This window comes from Cellulomonas sp. B6 (assembly GCF_001462455.1).
Classification (GTDB): Bacteria; Actinomycetota; Actinomycetes; order Actinomycetales; family Cellulomonadaceae; genus Cellulomonas.
In genome coordinates, this window is sequence record NZ_LNTD01000072.1 from 54,399 (window position 1) to 73,951 (window position 19,553).

15 protein-coding genes and 1 pseudogene are annotated in these 19,553 nt (G+C 75.7%); 10 read left to right on the plus strand and 6 right to left on the minus strand.

The window, feature by feature from the left end:
- Nucleotides 1–44 precede the first annotated feature (44 nt).
- Nucleotides 45–236, plus strand: a pseudogene (locus ATM99_RS19635) (thioredoxin family protein); the annotation flags it as partial.
- Between the two features lie 26 nt (nt 237–262).
- On the opposite strand, the gene ATM99_RS06360 reads toward ATM99_RS19635, so the two are convergent.
- Both ATM99_RS06360 and ATM99_RS06365 read right to left on the minus strand, forming a co-directional pair.
- Nucleotides 263–1,822: an MFS transporter gene (locus ATM99_RS06360; protein WP_223304829.1), complete on the minus strand. Its 1,560-nt coding sequence runs from the start codon at nt 1,820–1,822 to the stop codon at nt 263–265.
- Nucleotides 1,819–2,436 carry a class I SAM-dependent methyltransferase gene (locus ATM99_RS06365; RefSeq protein WP_062102077.1) on the minus strand — a complete coding sequence of 206 codons (618 nt, stop codon included), beginning with the start codon at nt 2,434–2,436 and terminating at the stop codon, nt 1,819–1,821. The genes ATM99_RS06360 and ATM99_RS06365 overlap by 4 nt, the downstream gene beginning before the upstream one ends.
- A gap of 137 nt (nt 2,437–2,573) precedes the next feature.
- Between ATM99_RS06365 and hflX the strand changes: the two genes are divergently transcribed.
- The 4 genes from hflX to ATM99_RS06385 all read left to right on the plus strand — a co-directional run bounded on the left by hflX (nt 2,574) and on the right by ATM99_RS06385 (nt 9,530).
- A complete protein-coding gene (hflX, locus tag ATM99_RS06370; protein WP_062102108.1) occupies nt 2,574–4,064 on the plus strand; it encodes a GTPase HflX in 1,491 nt (496 codons plus the stop codon).
- Nucleotides 4,065–4,144: 80 nt separating this feature from the next.
- Nucleotides 4,145–6,172 carry a S9 family peptidase gene (locus ATM99_RS06375; RefSeq protein ID WP_062102078.1) on the plus strand — a complete coding sequence of 676 codons (2,028 nt, stop codon included), beginning with the start codon at nt 4,145–4,147 and terminating at the stop codon, nt 6,170–6,172.
- Nucleotides 6,173–6,403: 231 nt separating this feature from the next.
- Complete coding sequence (locus ATM99_RS06380; protein ID WP_223304833.1) at nt 6,404–8,449, plus strand: ATP-dependent DNA helicase; 2,046 nt, start codon at nt 6,404–6,406, stop codon at nt 8,447–8,449.
- A gap of 79 nt (nt 8,450–8,528) precedes the next feature.
- Nucleotides 8,529–9,530: an L-lactate dehydrogenase gene (locus tag ATM99_RS06385; protein WP_062102079.1), complete on the plus strand. Its 1,002-nt coding sequence runs from the start codon at nt 8,529–8,531 to the stop codon at nt 9,528–9,530.
- Nucleotides 9,531–9,630: 100 nt separating this feature from the next.
- On the opposite strand, the gene ATM99_RS06390 is transcribed toward ATM99_RS06385, so the two are convergent.
- Both ATM99_RS06390 and lexA read right to left on the minus strand, forming a co-directional pair.
- On the minus strand, nt 9,631–9,903 hold the full coding sequence (locus ATM99_RS06390) for a Rho termination factor N-terminal domain-containing protein (RefSeq protein WP_062102080.1): 273 nt from the start codon (nt 9,901–9,903) through the stop codon (nt 9,631–9,633).
- Between the two features lie 89 nt (nt 9,904–9,992).
- Complete coding sequence (lexA, locus tag ATM99_RS06395) at nt 9,993–10,763, minus strand: transcriptional repressor LexA (protein WP_062102081.1); 771 nt, start codon at nt 10,761–10,763, stop codon at nt 9,993–9,995.
- A 485-nt stretch (nt 10,764–11,248) separates the two neighbouring features.
- Here lexA and ATM99_RS19640 point away from each other — a divergent pair, with 485 nt between their 5' ends.
- The 3 genes from ATM99_RS19640 to ATM99_RS06410 all read left to right on the plus strand — a co-directional run bounded on the left by ATM99_RS19640 (nt 11,249) and on the right by ATM99_RS06410 (nt 12,795).
- Nucleotides 11,249–11,497 (plus strand): LysM peptidoglycan-binding domain-containing protein, encoded by a 249-nt coding sequence (locus tag ATM99_RS19640; protein WP_062102082.1) that lies wholly within the window; start codon nt 11,249–11,251, stop codon nt 11,495–11,497.
- 479 nt (nt 11,498–11,976) lie between these two features.
- Complete coding sequence (gene nrdR / locus ATM99_RS06405) at nt 11,977–12,474, plus strand: transcriptional regulator NrdR (RefSeq protein WP_062102110.1); 498 nt, start codon at nt 11,977–11,979, stop codon at nt 12,472–12,474.
- 132 nt (nt 12,475–12,606) lie between these two features.
- Nucleotides 12,607–12,795, plus strand: a complete 189-nt coding sequence (locus ATM99_RS06410; protein ID WP_062102083.1) for a DUF5302 domain-containing protein — start codon at nt 12,607–12,609, stop codon at nt 12,793–12,795.
- A 147-nt stretch (nt 12,796–12,942) separates the two neighbouring features.
- Here the strand turns inward: ATM99_RS06410 and serA are convergent, their stop codons facing one another.
- Both serA and ATM99_RS06420 read right to left on the minus strand, forming a co-directional pair.
- Nucleotides 12,943–14,142 (minus strand): phosphoglycerate dehydrogenase, encoded by a 1,200-nt coding sequence (gene serA, locus ATM99_RS06415; protein ID WP_062102084.1) that lies wholly within the window; start codon nt 14,140–14,142, stop codon nt 12,943–12,945.
- A 109-nt stretch (nt 14,143–14,251) separates the two neighbouring features.
- On the minus strand, nt 14,252–16,522 hold the full coding sequence (locus tag ATM99_RS06420) for an AAA family ATPase (protein WP_062102111.1): 2,271 nt from the start codon (nt 16,520–16,522) through the stop codon (nt 14,252–14,254).
- A 193-nt stretch (nt 16,523–16,715) separates the two neighbouring features.
- Here ATM99_RS06420 and ATM99_RS06425 point away from each other — a divergent pair, with 193 nt between their 5' ends.
- Nucleotides 16,716–17,963: a PP2C family protein-serine/threonine phosphatase gene (locus ATM99_RS06425; protein ID WP_369798009.1), complete on the plus strand. Its 1,248-nt coding sequence runs from the start codon at nt 16,716–16,718 to the stop codon at nt 17,961–17,963.
- On the plus strand, nt 17,960–19,552 hold the full coding sequence (locus tag ATM99_RS06430) for an ATP-binding protein (RefSeq protein WP_062102113.1): 1,593 nt from the start codon (nt 17,960–17,962) through the stop codon (nt 19,550–19,552). Before ATM99_RS06425 ends, ATM99_RS06430 begins: the two co-directional genes overlap by 4 nt.
- The last annotated feature ends 1 nt before the right edge of the window (nt 19,553 follow it).

Here is a 19,553-nt window from a genome sequence, read left to right on the forward strand (position 1 = left end):
CGCCGCGCGACCTCGGCGCACCGCTCGGCGAGCGCGCGACGCTCGTGCAGGTCTCGACGGCGTTCTGCGCGCCGTGCCGCGCCGCGCGGCGCGTCCTGGCCCGCGTCGCCGACGCGGTGCCCGGGGTCCGGCACGTCGAGGTCGACGTCGCCGACGCGCCCGCGCTCGCGGACCTGCTGCAGGTCGTCAGCACCCCCACCGTCGTCGTGCTCGACGCGACCGGGACGGTCGTCACGCGCGCCGCGGGGGTGCCGACGCCCCGTCAGGTGCTGGACGCGCTCGTCGGCGCGCTGCCGTCCGTCGCGAGCGGCGGCGGCGGCGAGACGGCCGAGCCCGCGGCGTCGGGCGCGGCGGCGGCCGAGGGCGCGGCACCCGGCACCGTGACCCGCTCGGTGGGCGGCACCCCGACCCGCGGCGCGGTCGCGACCGCTGCGAGCGCGAGCACCGCCGTGAGCGCGAACGCCGCGACGAACGGCCCCGGCCCGGCGTAGCCGGCTCCGCCGCCGGCGAGCACGACCACGACGCCCGTGAGCGCGAGCGCGAGCGACGCGCCCACCGAGTCGCCGATGTTGTGCGCCGCCGAGTTGCGCCCCTGGTCGCGCGGTGCGGACCAGCCCAGGACCAGGACGTTGAGGCGTGAGGACGCCATGCCCATGCCGGCGCCCGCGGCGGTCCACACGGCCACCACGGCCCAGGCGGGCAGCCCGAGCACGGTGACGACCGTCGCGCCCACGACGGCGACCGCGACGAGCGTCGTGCCGATGCGCACGGCGCGGCGGCTGGGCAGCCGGTGCCCGAGGCGGCCCTGCACGATCGAGGACGCCGACCAGGCCAGCGCCGCGGTCGACAGCCCGAGCCCGCTGGCCGCGGTCGACCAGCCGTCCCGGTCCACGAGCAGGTAGGGCACGTACACCTGCGCCCCGAAGAACGCGCCGGACACCAGCACGCGGGTCGTGATCACCGACGGCAGACCGACCCGTGCGCGCAGCGTCCCGCGCGGCAGCAGGGGACGCGCGGCCGCGAGGGCCGCGACCGCGGCGACCACCGCGACCGGTGCCGACCAGGGGCGCGGCAGCTGCGCGGCGACGTTGAGCGCGAGCACGGCGCCCGCGACCAGGACGGCCCACAGCACGCGCCGGCCCGCGTCGTCGCGCGGCGCGGGACCGCGGTCGGTGTCCGGCACGGCGTCCGGCCGCGCGGGGCCCAGGCCGCGCACCGCGCCCAGCAGGGGCACGGTCGCCGGCACGACGAGCAGGGCGACGCCGAGGAACACCGATCGCCACCCGGCGAGCTCGGCGAGGAACCCCGCGACCGCGGGGCCGACGATCGAGGGCAGAACCCAGGCGGTCGAGAACCACGCGAACACGCGCGGGTGCAGCACGGCCGGGTAGGCGCGGGCCACGGCGACGAGCAGGGTCACGTTGACGACGCCGCCGCCCAGCCCCTGCGCGAGCCGGCCCGCGACGAGGACGGGCATGCTCGTCGCGACGCCGGCCACGACCAGACCCAGGACGAACACGACGGTGCCCGCCGCGAACGGCGCGGCCGGTCCGCGGCGGTCGGCCCACGCCCCGGCCAGCACCATGCCGACGACGCCCGTCGCGAGCGGCCCGGCGAACGCGAACGCGTACAGCGAGCGGCCGTCGAGCACGGCGGCGACCTCGGGCATGACGGTCGTGACGGCGAACGACTCGAACGCCACGAGCACGACGAGCGCGAACATCGCGAGCGAGGTCGTGCGGCGTGCGCGCCACATCGCCTCGGGCGACGTCGCGGCGGGCTCGGGCGGGGTCGCGGCTGCTCCGGCGGTCCCCGCGCTCACGGCACGACCCGCAGCACGCGGAAGCCCTTGGCGCTCGCCTCGCGGGACGTCGGCAGGCCGGCCTCCTCCGTGAGCCAGCGTTGCAGCGGGTCGGCGCCGAGGTTCTTGCCGACCACGAGCCACGCGTCACCGCCGGGGGCGACGCGCGGCAGCCAGCGCCGCAGCAGGTCGTGCAGCGCGGGCTTGCCGATCCGCACGGGCGGGTTCGACCAGCAGGTCGCGAACCGCACGTCGTCGGGCACGTCGTCCGGGAGCGTCGCGACGACGTTGTCGAGCCCGAGGCGTGCGGCGTTGCGGGCCACGAGGTCGAGCGCGCGCTCGTTGACGTCGACCGCCCACACGCGTGCGTCGGGCGACGTCAGCGCGAGCGTCAGCGCGACCGGGCCCCAGCCGCACCCGAGGTCGAGGAGGTCGCCCGCGGCGGGCGGCTGCGGCACGGTGCGCAGCAGCACCTGCGTGCCGAGGTCGACGTGGTCGGGCGAGAAGACGCCGCCCGCGGTCTCGACCTCGACGTCCCGGCCGGCCAGGCGCACGTGGCGCGTCCTGCGCTGCTCGGCGGAGGCCGGACGGGCCGTGAAGTAGTGCTCACCCTGCGGGTCGTCGGTGCCGGTCACCCGCCGAGGCTAACGGCCGCGCGGCGCTGTGCCGGCAGCGAAATCCCGTCGCGACGCTCGTACGTGCGTGCGATCCTGGACACACCCCGATCCCGGACGAGAGGCCCCGCGTGGACGACCGAGAGCACACCACCGACATGACGCCGCAGGCGTCGGCGCGCAGCGCGCAGGAGGTGGCCGACGACGTCGTCGCACGGGTGCTCGCACGGGCCGGGACCGCGCTGCAGGCGGGTGGCACCGACCACACGGCGTTCGACGGCGACCAGCTGGACCTCGAGGAGCGCACGTCGCTGCGCCGCGTGGCGAACCTGTCGACCGAGCTCGAGGACGTCACCGAGGTCGAGTACCGCCAGCTGCGGCTCGAGAAGGTCGTGCTGGTCGGCCTGTGGGGTGCCGGCACGGCCGAGGAGGCCGAGATCTCGCTGCGCGAGCTCGCGGCGCTCGCCGAGACCGCGGGCTCGCAGGTCATGGACGGCCTGCTGCAGCGGCGGCGGACGCCCGACCCGGGCACGTTCCTCGGATCGGGCAAGGCGGCCGAGCTCGCGACGGTGGTCGCCGCGGTCGGCGCCGACACGGTCGTCGTCGACGGCGAGCTCGCACCGTCGCAGCGGCGCGCGCTCGAGGACGTCGTCAAGGTCAAGGTCGTCGACCGGACCGCGCTGATCCTCGACATCTTCGCGCAGCACGCGAAGTCCCGGGAGGGCAAGGCGCAGGTCGAGCTCGCGCAGCTCGAGTACCTGCTGCCGCGCCTGCGCGGCTGGGGCGAGTCGATGAGCCGGCAGGCGGGCGGCCAGGTCGGCGGCGCGGGCGCGGGCATGGGCTCGCGCGGTCCGGGCGAGACGAAGATCGAGCTCGACCGTCGGCGCATCCGCAACCGCATGGCCAAGCTGCGCCGCGAGATCGCGGCGATGGCGCCCGCGCGCGAGACCAAGCGCGCGTCGCGCCGGCGCAACGCGATCCCGTCGGTCGCGATCGCCGGGTACACCAACGCCGGGAAGTCCTCGCTGCTGAACCGGCTGACGCACGCGGGCGTGCTCGTCGAGAACGCGCTGTTCGCGACGCTCGACCCGACCGTGCGCCGGGCCGAGACCACCGACGGGCGCGTCTACACGCTCGCCGACACGGTCGGGTTCGTGCGCGCGCTGCCGCACCAGCTCGTCGAGGCGTTCCGCTCGACGCTCGAGGAGGTCGCCGACGCCGACCTCATCCTGCACGTCGTGGACGCGGCGCATCCCGACCCCGAGGGGCAGATCGCAGCCGTGCGGCACGTGTTCGCCGACATCCCGGGGGCGATGGACGTGCCCGAGATCATCGTGCTCAACAAGGCGGACCTCGCGTCGCCCGAGGCGGTCGCGCGCCTGCGCTCGCGCGAGGTGCACTCGGTCGTGGTGTCCGCGCACACGGGCGAGGGCGTGGCCGAACTGCAGGAGCTCATCGCCGACCAGCTGCCGCGCCCGGGCGTGAGCGTCGACCTCGTGGTGCCCTACTCGCGCGGCGACCTCGTGAGCCGCGTGCACGAGCACGGGGACATCGACCACGAGGAGCACACGCCCGACGGCACGCTGCTGCGGGCGCGCGTCGACGAGGGCCTCGCGGCCGAGCTCGAGGCGGCGTCCCGCACCGCGTGAGCCCCGCGGTGCACCGACGTGACGCGACCCCGGCACGTCGGTGCGCCGTGACGCCCCTGCAGGACGCCTAGGGTCGAGGGGTGCTGCCCACCGACCTGGACCTACTGACCACTCCCGGCGCCCCGACCCTGCTGCCCGACGGCTCGGCCGCGGTCGTCGCCGTGACCCGGCCCGACGTCGCCGCCGACGCGTACCGCGGCGAGCTGTGGCTCGTGCCGCTCGACGGCCGCGACGCCCCCGACGGCACGGGCGACGCGCGCCGGCTCACGCACGGCCACCGCGACGCCGACCCGCAGGTCTCGCCCGACGGGCGCTGGGTCGCGTTCACCCGCGCGCCGCTGACCGGCGGGCCGGCGCAGGTGCACGTCCTGCCGCTCCTCGGCGGGGAGCCCGCGCGACTCACCGACGCACTGCTGGGCGCCGCGTCGCCGCGCTGGTCGCCCGACGGCACCCGCCTCGCCTTCACCGCCCGCGTGCCCGAGCCCGGGCGCTACCTGCCCGGCGGCGACCCGTCCGCCGAGGCGCCCCGGCACATCACGACGTTCTCCTACCGCGAGGACGGCGCCGGGTTCGTGTCCGACCGCCCGCGGCACGTGCACGTGCTCGACGTGCCCGCCGACCCGGGCGGTGCGCCCGAGGTGCCCGCGGCCGTGGCGCTCACCTCGGGTCCGCTCGAGGTCACCGACGCCGCCTGGGCCCCGGACGGCCTGGCGCTCGTCGCGACGTGCGCACGGCACGCGGCGCGCGAGCGCGATGTGCGCCGGGACGCGGTGCTCGTGGCCGCGCCGCGCGGTGCGACGGGCCCGGCGGCGGTCGTGCCGCTGACCGACGCCGACGCGGGCAGCACGCTGCGCGTCGACGCCGTCCAGGTCGACGGCGACACCCTGTGGCTGCTCGCCGCGGACCTCGGGGCGGACGGGACGGACACGGTCGCGGCCCTCACGGGGCTCTTCCGGGCGCCCCTGACGGGCGCCGGCAGCGCGCTGCGGACGGCCGCGGCGCCCGAGCGGCTCACCGACGCCGAGCGCACCGACCTCGGCGGTGTCCTCCACCCGACGCGCGGCGGCGCGCTCGTGACGCTCGAGGAGCGCGGCGCCGTCGTCCTCGCGCACGTGGCCGCGGACGGCACCACGACGCGCCTGCTGGACGCGCCGCACGTCGTGCTCGGCGCCGCTGCCGTCGTCCACGACGGCGACCTGCGCGTCGTCGCGAGCGCCGCGACCCCGACCAGCGCGGGAGCCCTGCTGCGCGTCGACGACGACGGCCGGGTCCTCGCCGACTGGTCCGGCCCGCTGCGCGCGACCGGCCGCACGGTGCTGCCGGCGCCCCTGACGGCCACGTCGCCCGACGGCTACGAGGTCCACGGCTGGCTCGCTCTGCCCGACCCCGCGCGCCACGGCGCGGGACCGCACCCGACGCTGCTGATGATCCACGGCGGCCCGTTCGCGCAGTACACCCACGCGCTGTTCGACGAGGTGCAGGTGCTCACGGGCGCGGGCTACGCGGTCGTGCTCGGCAACCCCCGGGGATCCTCCGGCCGGGGACGCGCGCACGGGCGCGCGATCCGGCAGGCGATGGGCACGGTCGACACCGACGACGTGCTCGCGCTGCTCGACGCCGCGCTCGAGGCCCACCCGCAGGAGCTCGACGCGGCACGCGTCGGCGTCCTCGGCGGCTCGTACGGCGGCTACCTCACGGCGTGGCTGACGACGCGCACCGACCGGTTCGCCGCCGCCGTCGTCGAGCGCGGCTTCCTCGACCCCGTGAGCTTCACCGGGTCGGCCGACATCGGCTGGTGGTTCGGGCTGGAGTACGTCGGCGACCATGCGGTCGACCCGGTCGCGGTCGCGGCGCAGTCGCCCATGGCGCACGTCGGGCAGGTCACGACCCCCACGCTCGTCGTCCACTCGGAGCACGACTGGCGCTGCCCCGTCGAGCAGGGGCAGCGCTGGTACGTCGAGCTGCGCCGCCGCGGCGTCGAGGCCGAGCTGCTGCTGTTCCCCGGCGAGGGGCACGAGCTGTCCCGCTCGGGGCGGCCGACGCACCGGCGCGCGCGGTTCGAGCACCTGCTCGACTGGTGGGCGCGGCACCTGCCCGTCGGCGGCTGAGCCCGGGGCGTGCCGACCCGCCACGTCGAGGGTGCCGGGGGTGTCGGGGGCCGCGACTACGCTGTCGCGGTGCCCGACCCCGACCCGACCCCTGCCCCGGCCGACCCGGCGCAGGGCGCGTCGACCGTGACCGCACCCGGCCGCGACGCGCAGGAGGTCGCCGAGGTCGGCGAGCTGCTCGACCTGGCGGTCGGTGCGCTGGGCGGCGGTCGCCGCGAGGGTCAGCACACGATGGCCGTCGCGGTCGCCGAGTCGCTGCGCACGGGTGAGCACCTGCTCGTCCAGGCGGGCACGGGCACGGGCAAGTCCCTGGGCTACCTCGTGCCGGCGGTGCGGCACGCGGTCCGCGCCGACGAGCGCGTCGTCGTCTCGACCGCGACGCTCGCCCTGCAGCGCCAGGTGCTCACGCGCGACCTGCCGCTCGTGACGACCGCGCTCGCGTCGCACCTCCCACGCCCGGCGCAGATCGCGCTGCTCAAGGGCTGGCACAACTACCTGTGCGTGCACAAGGTCGCGGGGGGCTACCCGTCGGACGAGCAGGGCACGCTGTTCGACGTCCCCGAGCGGCCGGGCGCCGCAGAGCACCCGCCCGAGGACACCGACTCCGGGCGCGAGTCCCTCGGCGACCAGGTCGTGCGCCTGCGCGAGTGGGCCGAGGAGACGGCGACGGGCGACCGCGACGACCTCGTGCCCGGTGTCTCGGACCGTGCCTGGCGGCAGGTGTCCGTCACGGCGATGGAGTGCCTGGGCGGGCAGTGCCCGATGCTCGCGCAGTGCTTCCCCGAGGCCGCCCGCGCGCGCTCGCGCGAGGCCGACGTCGTCGTGACCAACCACGCCATGCTCGGCATCGCGGCGTCCGGGTCGCCGAACGTCCTGCCCGAGCACCAGGTGATCGTCGTCGACGAGGCCCACGAGCTCGCCGACCGTGTCACGGCCCAGGCCACCGCCGAGCTGTCCCTGCCGACCATCGACCACGCCGCACGCCTGGCCCGCCGGCACGGCGGCGTGCCGACCACCGACCTCGACACCGCCGGTCAGCACCTCGCGAGCGTGATCGTCCCGCTGCCCGAGGGCCGCTTCCCGCAGGGACTGCCCGACGACGTGCGCACCGCGGTCGCGACCGTGCGGGACGCCGCGCGCACGATGCTCACGGCGCTCAAGCCCGACGGTGCGCGCGACGCCGCCGACGGCGGCCGCAAGATGGCCACGTCGACGATGCTCGCGCTGTTCGAGGTCGCCGAGCGGATGGCCGCCGACCCCGAGCAGAACGCCGCGACCGTGCTGTGGTGCGCGCGCGGCGAGGACCGTCGTGGAGTGACCACGACCCGGCTGCACGCGGCGCCCCTCGCCGTCGCCGGCCTCGTGCGCACGCACCTGCTCGCGGGCCGCTCGGGCGTCCTGACGTCCGCGACCCTCACGCTGGGCGGGTCCTTCGACGCGACCGCGCGCGCGGTCGGCCTCGCGCAGCGACCTGACGCCGCACCCGTCGGTCCTGTGACGCTCGTCGGCACCGGTGACGCCGCCACCGGCGGCGCGGGCGACGCGCGGCCGGCCGGGGAGGCGACGGCCGCGCCGGGGGGCGGTCGGCCGGCCGCCGACGCGCCGCAGCGCTGGCGCGGCCTGGACGTCGGCAGCCCGTTCGACTACCCGAGGCAGGGCATCTGCTACGTCGCCAAGCGCCTGCCGCCGCCGGGCCGCGAGCCGGCCACCGAGGCGCAGCTCGACGAGATCGCCACCCTCGTCGAGGCGGCTGGCGGGCGCACGCTCGGCCTGTTCACGTCGCGGCGCGCCGCGACCGTCGCGGCCGAGGCGATGCGCGAGCGGCTCGACGTGCCGGTCCTGCTCCAGGGCGACGACCAGCTGCCGACGCTCGTGCGGCGGTTCTCCGACGACGAGCCGACCTGCCTGTTCGGCACCCTCTCGCTGTGGCAGGGCGTCGACGTGCCCGGCCCGGCGTGCCGGCTCGTCGTGATCGACCGCATCCCGTTCCCACGGCCCGACGACCCCGTGCGGTCCGCGCGCTCCGACGCGGTGGCGCGGGCCGGCGGCAACGGCTTCATGTCGGTCTCGGCGACGCACGCGGCCCTCCTGCTCGCGCAGGGCGCGGGCCGTCTCGTGCGGTCGTCGCAGGACCGCGGCGTCGTGGCGGTGCTGGACCCGCGGCTCGCCACCGCGCGCTACGGCGAGTACCTGCAGCGCTCGATGCCGCCGTTCTGGCGCACCACGGACCGCGACGTCGTGGTCTCCGCGCTACGTCGGCTCGCCGGTTCCGACTAGCCTCGGGTGCGGGACGTGCCGCACCGGGCGGGCGCGCCCCGCACCACCGGTTCCGCGCCCGTGACGAGGGGAAACGACCATGGTCGACGCCATCGAGGGCGACGAGTTCGCCTTCAGCCCGACGCCGTCCGTGCCGCGGCGCACGTCCAAGCTGGGGATCGTGGGCGCCGGGGCGGTGGGCTCGACGATGGCCTACGCCGCGCTGATGCGCGGCGCGGCCCGCACGGTGGCGCTGCTCGACGTCAACAAGGCCAAGGTCGAGGCCGAGGTCCTCGACCTCTCGCACGGCATCCAGTTCATGTCGATGGCCGAGGTCATGGGCTCCGACGACGTGTCCGTGATGGCCGACTGCGACGTCGTCATGTTCACGGCCGGCGCCAAGCAGAGGCCGGGCCAGTCGCGCCTGGACCTCGCGGAGGCGACGATCTCCCTGGTCAAGAAGGTGCTGCCCGGCATCGTCGAGGTCGCCCCGAACGCGGTCTACGTGATGGTGACCAACCCGGTCGACGTCGTGACGTACGCGGCGCTGAAGATCTCCGGCCTGCCGCCCTCGCAGCTGTTCGGCTCGGGAACGGTCCTCGACTCCTCGCGCCTGCGCTACCTCATCGCCCGGCACACGGGTGTCGCGGTGCAGAACGTGCACGCGTACGTCGCGGGGGAGCACGGCGACACCGAGCTCCCGCTGTGGAGCTCGGCGACGATCGGTTCCGTCCCGATCCTCGAGTGGTCGAGCGGCGAGGGCGGACCCCTGACGCGCGAGGTGCGCGACGCCATCGCGCGCGAGGTCGTCGAGTCGGCCTACCGGATCATCGAGGGCAAGGGCGCGACGAACTACGCGATCGCGCTGGCCGGCTCCCGCATCATCGAGGCGGTCCTCAAGGACGAGCGGCGCATCCTGCCCGTGTCGTCGCTCCTCGACGGCTACCTCGGGATGTCGGACGTGTGCCTGAGCGTGCCCTCGATCGTCGGGTCGTCCGGGGTGCACGAGCGCCTCGAGGTCCCGATGTCGTCGGACGAGCTCATGGGGATGCGGCGCTCGGCCGAGGCCGTGCGGTCGGTGGCCCGGCGGTTCGGCTTCTGAGCCTGCCGTGACGGGCGAGGGTCGGTCGGAGGGCCGGGCGGGTGCTCCCGCCCGGCCCTCGTGCCGTCGGTGCTCGTACGCGGCCCGCGGCGGCCCGACGTCAGTGGCGGCGCAGCGCGTCGATCAGCTCGCCCTTGCGCAGGCGTGACCGGCCCGCGATCCCGAGCTCGGCCGCGCGGCGCCGCAGGTCCTCGACGGTCCAGTCCTCGTAGTCGCTCGCGCGCCCACCCGCACGCGCGACCGACGAGCGGCCGCGCGCCGCGGCGGCGTTGGCGATGCGCGCGGACTTCTCCTTGCTGTTGCCGTCGTCGCGGAGCGACTCGTAGAGCTCGGGGTCCTTGACGCTGGGGCCGGGGTCACGGCGTGCGGGCACGGGGGCCTCCTCGCGGTCGTCGCGCCGGCGGCTGCCGGCGGCTCGCGTCCAGCCTCACGCGCGCGGTGCGCGCCCGCACGCGCACGGCCTCACAGCGCCCGCAGCACGCTCACGACCCGGCCGAGCACGGTCGCCTCGTCGCCGTCGATGGGGGAGTAGGCCGCGTTGTGCGGCAGCAGCCACACGTGCCCGTCGACGCGCTTGAGGGTCTTGACGGTGGCCTCGCCGTCGATCATCGCGGCCACGATCTCACCGTTCTCGGCGACGGGCTGGCGGCGCACCACCACCCAGTCGCCGTCGCAGATCGCGGCCTCGACCATCGAGTCGCCCGCGACCTTGAGCAGGAACAGCTCACCCTCGCCGACGAGCTGGCGGGGCAGCGGGAACACGTCCTCCACGACCTGCTCGGCCAGGATCGGTCCACCGGCGGCGATGCGGCCCACGACCGGCACGTAGGACGGTGCGGGCGCACTGTCGCGCTCGGGGGAGTCGGGGTCCACGACGGTCGGCCGGGGGCGGTCGGGCAGCGCGGCGACGGTGCGTGCGTCGTCGGGCTGCACGACCTCCATCGCGCGGGGGCGGTTGGGGTCGCGCCGCAGGTACCCCTTGCGCTCGAGCGCGGTCAGCTGGTGCTTGACGCTCGAGGGGCTCGTGAGGCCGACGGCCTCGCCGATCTCGCGCATGCTCGGTGGGTAGCCGCGGCGCTCGACCGAGGACCGGACGGTCTCCAGCACGAGCCGCTGACGGGACGTGAGGCCGTCCCCCGGCACCTCGGTGGCGTCGGTGGGTGCACCGGCCGCGCTGCCGGTCGTCGTGCCGGCACTGCCCGTGCCCGTCGTCGAGCGCTCCTGCACGTCCACTGCGCCTCCTGCCGTCCGTCGACGCGGGGCCGGCGGCCCCGCGCTCAGCCGCGCACCGCGGCCCACGGGTGTCGTTCCTGGTGAGGAGCTCGTCCCGCGGGTGCGCCCCGACGTCCCCGCAGGAGATGTCAGTGGTCGGTGGTGCACTCGCTGCAGCAGTCACCCTAGGCGGGTGGACCAGGTGTTTCAAACATCTGTTCGAGCGTGTCTCGACGATGTCGGCGATCTCTGGTAGACATCGTACAGATGTTCGACGTACAGGCGTTCGAACGCGGCAGGCGGCCCGGACGGCGGGCGCACGGCGAGAGGGGCACGACATGAGCGCGATCACCATCGCTCCGCACGCGGTCCGTGGGGTTCCGCGAGCGCGGGTCGGGTCGCCCTCGGCATCCCGCCTCGCGGCGCGGGGCTGTTTCGCGCGCGAGCGTTCCGCGCGGGAGCCGGCTCCGCTGCGCCTCACTCGGCGCGGCCGCGTCGTTGTCGGGGTGCTCGGTCTCGCGCTGGCCGCGGGTGCCGGGGGTGCGACGCTCTCGGCGCACGCCGACGGGCCGAGCGTCGGGAGCGAGGTCGAGCGCGTCGTGGTCCAGCCGGGCGACACGCTGTGGGCCATCGCGGCGGAGGTGGCCGCCCCGGGTGAGGACGTGCGGGACGTCGTCCTCATGCTGATGCGGATGAACGAGCTCCCGTCCGGCGGGCTGGCTGCCGGCCAGACGATCGTGGTCCCGACCGGCTGACCCCAGTGGCACGGGGCGATCGCTGCTCATCAGGGGGAGCGTGGGTTGTCAGCGCGAACGGAGCCCAGTAGGTTAGCCTTACCTCATTCGGCGGGCTGGGGGGCCGGCCGGAGGTGTGTGCGACGACCCGGTGCGACCGGTGCACGTCGCGCAGCAGCAGGTGGTGCCGAGGCGAGTCGGCGCCACGAGGGACGGGGGCGTCCCCGCGAGGGCGGCCGTCGAACGACGGCCGCCCTCGTGCTCCTCGGCGGCTGCGCGACCCCGAGACGCGCGACGCCCGGGCGCTCGGCCCTGCACCGCGGGCCCGCCCGTGTGCACCCGTCATGCCTCCCGCGCGGGGCGTCGCGGGGCCCGGCCTGCGGGGCCCACCGGGATCGATGTTGCGGTCGCGCGCGCGACGTCCTAGCGTCGCGTGCGTCCGCGCGGCGTCGTGCCGCGCCGGACGTCGTCCCGTGACCGGCAAGGCCGAGAGGTTCGTTGTGCACTGTCCCTTCTGCCGGCACCCCGACTCGCGCGTGGTCGACTCCCGCACGTCCGACGACGGATCGTCGATCCGGCGGCGGCGCCAGTGCCCGAGCTGTCAGCGCCGGTTCACGACCATCGAGACCGCGAGCCTCTCGGTGGTCAAGCGCTCGGGCGCGACCGAACCGTTCAGCAGGACCAAGATCGCGAACGGCGTGCGCAAGGCGTGCCAGGGGCGTCCGGTGAGCGAGGACGACCTCGCGCTGCTCGCGCAGAAGGTCGAGGAGAACCTGCGCACCGCCGGCTCCGCCGAGATCGACGCGGGTGACATCGGCCTGGCGATCCTCGGGCCGCTGCGCGAGCTCGACGAGGTCGCCTACCTGCGGTTCGCCTCCGTGTACCAGGCGTTCGACTCGCTCGAGGACTTCGAGACTGCGATCGGCACCCTGCGCGCGGAGAACGCGGGTGGCTCCGACGGCACGCCCGTCGGCGCGGAACCGGCCCGCGACGCCTGACGTGCGCACGGCGCTCCAGGAGCTCCGGCTGCCACGCACCCGTGGCGGCCGACAAACCGGTGGCGTCGGGGCCCCGAGTCCACCACGCTGGGGGAGCCCGACGACCACCTCGCGAGAGCGGAGGACCATCGCATGACGCAGGACGAGAAGCCGTCGGCAGTGAGCGACGAGACCAGGGAGCGGTTCCGCGAGGCGCTCGAGCGCAAGAGGGCGAGCGGCCACCGCACGGCGGACGGCGACCGGAACACCGGGGCCGTGCACGGCTCGGAGACCGCCGGGCCCGTGCAGCGCCGCTTCCAGCGCAAGTCGGGGTCTGCCTGACCGACGCCCGGACGGGTCGTCGCGCTCGGGCGGTGTCGCCCGGTGCGTGACGACCCACCCGGAGGAACGACGAAGGCCGCGCAGCAGCAGCTGCGCGGCCTTCGTGCGTCGCGGACGGATCGCCCGCGGCGGTCCTGGCGGCTGCGGTCAGTCGAGCAGCCGCAGACGCAGCGACTCCGGACGCCCCGCGAGCACGTCGACGACGGCCGGCGCGACGGGCGACGACACGTCGGTGACGACGTAGCCGTACTCGCCGCGCGTCGCGAGCAGCTGGCCCTCGATGTTCACGCCGTGCTCGGCGAGCGTCGCGTTGATGGTCGCCAGGACGCCGGGCACGTTGCGGTGCAGGTACGCGACGCGGTGCGCGTCCGGGCGCTGGTCGAGCGCGAGGTTCGGCAGGTTCACCGAGAGGTTCGTGGAGCCGGTCGCGAGGTAGTCGCGGACCTTGTGCGCGACGAACTGGCCGATCGCCTCCTGCGCCTCCTCGGTGGACCCGCCCGTGTGCGGCGTGAGGATCACGTTCGGCAGCCCCTGCAGCTCGGAGACGAACGGGTCGCCCTTGCGCTTCGGCTCCTCGGGGAAGACGTCGACAGCAGCCCCGGCGACCTGGCCGGCCAGCACGGCGTCACGCAGCGCGGCGTAGTCCACGACGAACCCGCGCGAGAGGTTGAGGAAGATCGCGCCCGGCTTCATGCGGGCGATCTGCTTGGCGCCGAACATGCCGGCGTTGCCCGCGCGCCCGTCGACGTGCAGCGTGACGACGTCGGCGGTCTCGAGCAGCTCGTCGAGCGTGCGCATGCGGCGCGCGTTGCCCAGCGCGAGCTTCTCCGCGGTGTCGTAGAACACGACCGACATGCCGAGGTTCTCCGCGAGCACCGACAGCTGCGTGCCGATGTTGCCGTAGCCGATGATGCCGAGCGTGCGGCCCCGCACCTCGTGCGCGCCGGTCGCGGACTTGTTCCAGACGCCCGCGTGCATCTCCTTGTCCAGCACGGTCTGGCGTCGCGTCAGCGAGATGATGTCGGCGATCGCGATCTCGACGACCGAGCGCGTGTTGGAGAACGGTGCGTTGAAGACCGCGATGCCGCGCCCGGCGGCCGCGGCGAGGTCGACCTGGTTGGTGCCGATGCAGAACGCGCCGACCACCTCGAGGTCGGACGCGGCGGCCAGCACGTCCGCGGACACCTGGGTCTTGGAGCGGATCCCGAGGACCTGGACCCCGGACAGCGCGTCGGCGAGCTCGTCCTCGTCGAGCGCGCCGGTGCGCGTCACGACGTCGAAGCCCGCGGACTCGAGGATCGTCCGGGCGTGGGGGTGGAGGTTCTCGAGGAGCAGCGCGGTAGGCACGCCCCATGGTGCTCCCGGTCCGCGAGCCGGACCAAAGCCGTCCCGAAGGACGGGACGCGCACGCCCGACCGCGCCGACCTGGTGCCGCGGGGCCGCCGGACGCCGCCCCTCAGGACGGGTCGAGAAGACCCGCGGGCAGGTCCCGCGCGTGCAGGACGTGCAGCGCGTGCGTCGGGCGCGTCATCGCGACGTACAGGTCGCCCGCCGAGGCCTCGAGCACTTCGGCCGGCTCGACGAGCACGACGACGTCGAACTCGAGCCCCTTGGCCTGCCCCGGCGTGAGCACCACGAGCGTGGCGTCCAGGTCGGGCAGCGCGGCGCGGTGGCCCGGTGCCGTCCCCGGGGTCGGGTCGTCGGCGGTGCCGCCCAGGGCGCGTCGCACCTCGGCGACGCGGCTGTCGGCCGCGACCAGCGCGACGCGTCCGGCGCCCGAGCTCTGACCGACCGCCGCGGCGAGGTCGCGCGCGGTGCGCGCGGCCTCCGCGGCCAGCCTCGCGGGGTCCGCGCGGACGACCCGCAGGGCGTCGGGCACGTCGCGCGCCGACGTCTGCGGGCTCACCGGTAGGCCAGCGGCGAGCGCGACGCGCCGCGCCGCCTCGGCGACCGTGGCGGGCGTGCGGTAGTTCACCGTGAGCTCGGCCAGCCGCCAGGACCCCCGCAGCAGCGGTCCGAGCATGGCCTCCCAGTCGTGCGTGCCACCCGCCGACGAGGTCTGCGCGACGTCGCCGACGATGGTCAGCGACCGGGTGGGGACGCGGCGCAGCAGCGCGCGCCACGCCATCGCCGACAGCTCCTGGGCCTCGTCGACCACGACGTGCCCGTACGTCCACGAGCGGTCCGCGGCGGCGCGCTCGGCGGTGGTGAGCGACGGACCGCTGCTGGCGAACCGGTCGGCCAGCGCCTCGGCGGAGACGAGGTCGCCCGCACCCGTGCTGCGCAGCACCTGGCGCGCGTACTCGAGCTCCTGCGTGCGCCGCTCGGCGTCGGCGCGCGCCTGCGCCCGGGCGGCCTGGTCGTCCTCGCCCAGGAGCTCGGCCGCCTCGTCGAGGAGCGGCACGTCGGCGGGCGTCCAGGGGGCGTCCGCCGGTCGGGCCAGCAGGCGCCGCTCGTCGTCCGACAGCCCGGGGGCGGCCGCGGCGAGCCGCTGGGGCTTGGTCCACAGGTCGGTGAGCAGGCCCTGCGGCGTCAGCGGCATCCACGCGAGGTTGAGCGCGATGCGGATCTCGCGCGTCGTGCGCAGGTCCTCGACGATCTCGGCGCGGTCCTCGGGCGGCACGTCCCACGCGAGCTGCTTGACGTACTGGTCGGCCAGCCGCGCCAGCATGTCCCGGACGAACGTCACGCGTGCGACGTTGTGCGGGCGGTGCTGGCGCCGTGCGCGGGCGATGGCCCCGGCCACGTCCTGGGGGCGCACGACGACGGTGCGCCCGTCGATGCGCACGCTGGTCGGACGCTCCGGCACGCGCTGGCGCTGGCGCACGGCGCGCTCGACGACGCGGGCCATGAGCGCGCGGCCCTTGATCTCGGCGACCGCGTCGGGCTCGGTGCCGCGCGCCTCGACGCCCGGGTAGAGCTCGGCGAGCGTCGCCGTGACCACGCCGGTCTCGCCGAGCGAGGGCAGGACCTGGTCGATGTACCGCAGGAACGTGCGCGAGGGGCCGACGAGCAGCACGCCCGAGCGCTCGAGGAGCCGCCGGTGCGCGTACAGCAGGAACGCGGCACGGTGCAGCGCGACGGCGGTCTTCCCCGTGCCGGGGCCGCCCTGCACCACCAGCGCGCCGGCCAGCTCGGAGCGGATGATCGCGTCCTGCTCGGCCTGGATGGTCGCGACGATGTCGCCCATGCGACCGGTCCGCGCGGCGCCGAGCGCCGCGAGCAGCGCGCCCTCGCCGGAGACGCCGGCGAGCGTGCCGGGGTCGACGCCCGCCTCGTCGAGCGCGTCGACGTCGAGCACGTCGTCCTCGAGGCCCGTGACCTGCCGCCCGGAGGTGACGAGGTGGCGACGCCGCACGACGCCGTCGGGGTGGGCGGCGGTCGCCCGGTAGAACGCCTGCGCTGCCGGGGCGCGCCAGTCGGTGAGCAGCGGGGTCTGCTCCTCGTCGGTCAGCCCGAGCCGCCCGATGTAGCGACGTTCGCCCGCGCGCAGGTCGAGACGCCCGAACGCGAGCCGGTCCTCGACCGCCTCGAGCTGTGCGAGCCGGTCCTCGTAGAGCGTCGCGAACGCGTCGCGCTCCGAGCGGTTCTGCGGCGACCCCGAGGGTCCCGCGCGGCGGACGGAGCCGAGCCGGCGCCGGGTCTGGGCGCGCAGCGCGTCGAGCCGCGCGTAGAGACCGTCGACGACCCGCTGCTCGCCGTCCAGCTCGCTGTCGATCCCAGCCACCAGCCCGTCCCACCCCTGCCGCACCCGGTGCGCACCCGGTCGTCGAGGCCGTCGGGACCGGCCCCGACGGCGCGCCGCCCGTCGCGGGCGGCCGTCCATTATCCGCTCGTCGGGCCGGTGCCCGGGCCACGACGCGCGCGGCACCCGATCGTGGCTCTGGTCGCACGTCGGTGACGGTCCTGCCATACAGTGCGTGCACACCGACGGGAAGGACCCCATGCACGGCTCCGCAGCGCGCGAGGCGCAGGCACCCCCTGCCGCCCCCGCGGACGACCTGCCGATGCGCATCCTCGTCGTGGAGGACGACGAGGGGGACGCCCTCCTCGTCCAGGAGCACCTCTACGACGCGGGTCTCGCCCACGAGACCGTCTGGGTCCGCACCGTCGACGAGGCGCTCGAGAACCTCGACGTCGACTGCGTCCTCCTCGACCTCGGGCTGCCCGACGCCATGGGGCTGGGTGCGCTGCAGCGCGTGCTCGACGCCGGGGCGCCCCCCGTGGTGGTGCTCACCGGCCTCACGGGCACGGACGCCGGCGTCGAGGCGGTGGCCGCGGGCGCGCAGGACTTCCTCGTCAAGGGCGACGTGCACCCCGACGTCCTCGCGCGCTCGGTGCGGTACGCGGTGCAGCGTCGTCGGCTCGAGGACACCGGCCGCGCGCTCTACCGCAGCCTCGTGCGGGCGGCCGAGACCACGCGCCTCGAGCGCGCGCTGCTGCCCACGCCGCGCGTGGCCGACGAGCGCCTCGAGGTCCGTGTGGGGTACCGCGCGGGACGCGACGGGCTGCTCGGCGGTGACTTCTACGACGTGGTCGAGCGCCCTGACGGCACGGTCCTGGTGATGGTGGGCGACGTGTGCGGGCACGGCCCCGACGAGGCCGCCCTCGGCGCGACGCTGCGCACGGCCTGGCGCACGCTCGTCATCGCGGGGACGCCGGCCGACGAGATCCTCGGCCTGCTGGAGCGCGTGCTGCAGGCCGAGCGGTCGCGGCCCGAGGTCTTCACGACCGCCTCGATGCTCGCGATCCACCCGGACCGGCGCTCGGCGGACCTCTACCTCGCCGGTCACCCCGTGCCGCTGCTGGTCGACGAGCGGTCGACCCTGCTGCCGTCCGACGCGCGCGGCCGGGCGCTCGGCATCCCCGTGGGCGGCGGCTGGCCGGCGCGTCGGCTCGAGCTCGCGCCGTCGTGGCGCGTCCTGCTCTACACCGACGGCCTGCTCGAGGCCACGGTGGACGACGCGGGGACGCGTCTGGGCAAGCCCGGCCTGCTCGAGCTCGCCGACCGGACGCTGAACGCCGAGCCCGGGCCCGGGCCCGGGGGCGACGGGATCGCGCCCGACGAGGACCCCGTGCTGGGTCGGCTGCTGTCGGCCGTGCGCGAGCGGCACGGCGGCGACCTGGTCGACGACGCCGCCGTCGTGCTCGTCGGGTGGCGCGCGTGAGCGGGCCGCGCGCGGTCGCGACGCGGGCGACCCTGCGGCGTCGCCTCGCGGTGCTGCTCGGTGTCGCGGGTGCGGTCCTCGGAGGCGTGCTCGTCCTGACCGGGTACGTGGCGGCGCGGTCGTCCGAGGCACAGGAGCTCGTCACGACCACCTACTTCGACGCGGTGACGCGCGCCGACGCGGCCTACATCCGGCTGGTCGACGCCGAGACCGCGGTGCGCGGGTTCGCGCTCACGGGCGACGACGTCACGCTCGAGCCCTACCACCGCTCGCGCGAGCAGGAGGACTCGATCGCCGACGTCGCCCGGCGCGTCGAGGAGCGTTCGCAGGACGAGGACCTGGTCGCGACGGCTCGCGCCGCGCGCGACGCGGCCGACCGCTGGTACGACGAGTTCGCCGAGCCGACCATCGCGGCCGTGAGCGCCGGCGGCCCGCAGGCGGTCGACGCGGCCGACGTGGAGCGCGGGCGCGTGCTGTTCGACGCGACGCGCACGGCCGTCGAGGAGTACAACACCGAGCTGCGCGCCAACCGGCTCGAGGCCGTCGACTCCGTCGAGGGGTGGCAGCGGCTGACCGCCGTGATCATCGCGGGCCTCGTGGTGGCCGCGCTCGCGGTCGGCACGGTCCTGTGGGTCGTGCTGCGCCGCTGGGTCCTGGCGCCCGTCGACCAGCTCGCGTCCGCGAGCCGTGCCGTGTCGTCGGGCGACCTGAGCCACGTGGTGCGGGTCGACGGCCCCGGGGAGTTCGTGCAGCTCGCGTCCGACGTCGAGACCATGCGCGTCGGTCTGGTGACGCAGCTCGCTGCGCTCGAGGAGTCGCGCCGGGAGATCGCGGGCGCGCACGACCGGCTGTCGGAGCAGGCCGAGGAGCTGCGGCGCTCCAACCGCGACCTCGAGCAGTTCGCTTACGTGGCCTCGCACGACCTGCAGGAGCCGCTGCGCAAGGTCGCGAGCTTCACGCAGCTGCTGCAGAAGCGGTACGGCGGACAGCTCGACGAGCGCGCCGACCAGTACATCGACTTCGCGGTCGACGGCGCCAAGCGCATGCAGCGGCTCATCCAGGACCTGCTCGGGTTCTCCCGCGTCGGCAGGGTCGGGGGCGAGGTCGTGGACGTCGACATGGCCCGGGCGCTCGACCGCGCGGTCGACCAGCTCTCCGAACGGGTCGAGGAGACCGGCGCGGTCGTCACGCACGACGAGCTCCCGGTCGTGCGGGGCGAGGAGCCCCTGCTGGTCCAGCTCCTGCAGAACCTCGTCGGGAACGCCCTGAAGTTCCGGCACCCGGACCGGGTGCCGCACGTGCACGTCAGCGCGACCCGTGTGGAAGACTCCTGGGAGCTCGAGTGCCGCGACAACGGCATCGGGATCGACCCGCAGTACGCCGACCGGGTCTTCGTCATCTTCCAGCGGCTGCACGCCAAGGACCTGTACGAGGGCACCGGCATCGGGCTCGCGCTGTGCAAGAAGATCGTCGAGTTCCACGGCGGTCGCATCTGGATCCCGGAGACCGCCGGGGACGGCACCAGCATCCGCTGGACGCTGCCGGCGGCCGACGACGAGCGCCCCGCCCCCGGGGACGAGGAGAGCTGAC

Excerpts from the sequence above, each read along its gene's own strand:
- ATM99_RS06380 (WP_223304833.1), top strand. The coding sequence starts at position 6,404 with ATGGCCGTCGCGGTCGCCGAGTCGCTGCGCACGGGTGAGCACCTGCTC.
- ATM99_RS06385 (WP_062102079.1), top strand. The coding sequence starts at position 8,529 with ATGGTCGACGCCATCGAGGGCGACGAGTTCGCCTTCAGCCCGACGCCG.
- hflX (WP_062102108.1), top strand. The coding sequence starts at position 2,574 with ATGACGCCGCAGGCGTCGGCGCGCAGCGCGCAGGAGGTGGCCGACGAC.
- ATM99_RS06410 (WP_062102083.1), top strand. The coding sequence starts at position 12,607 with ATGACGCAGGACGAGAAGCCGTCGGCAGTGAGCGACGAGACCAGGGAG.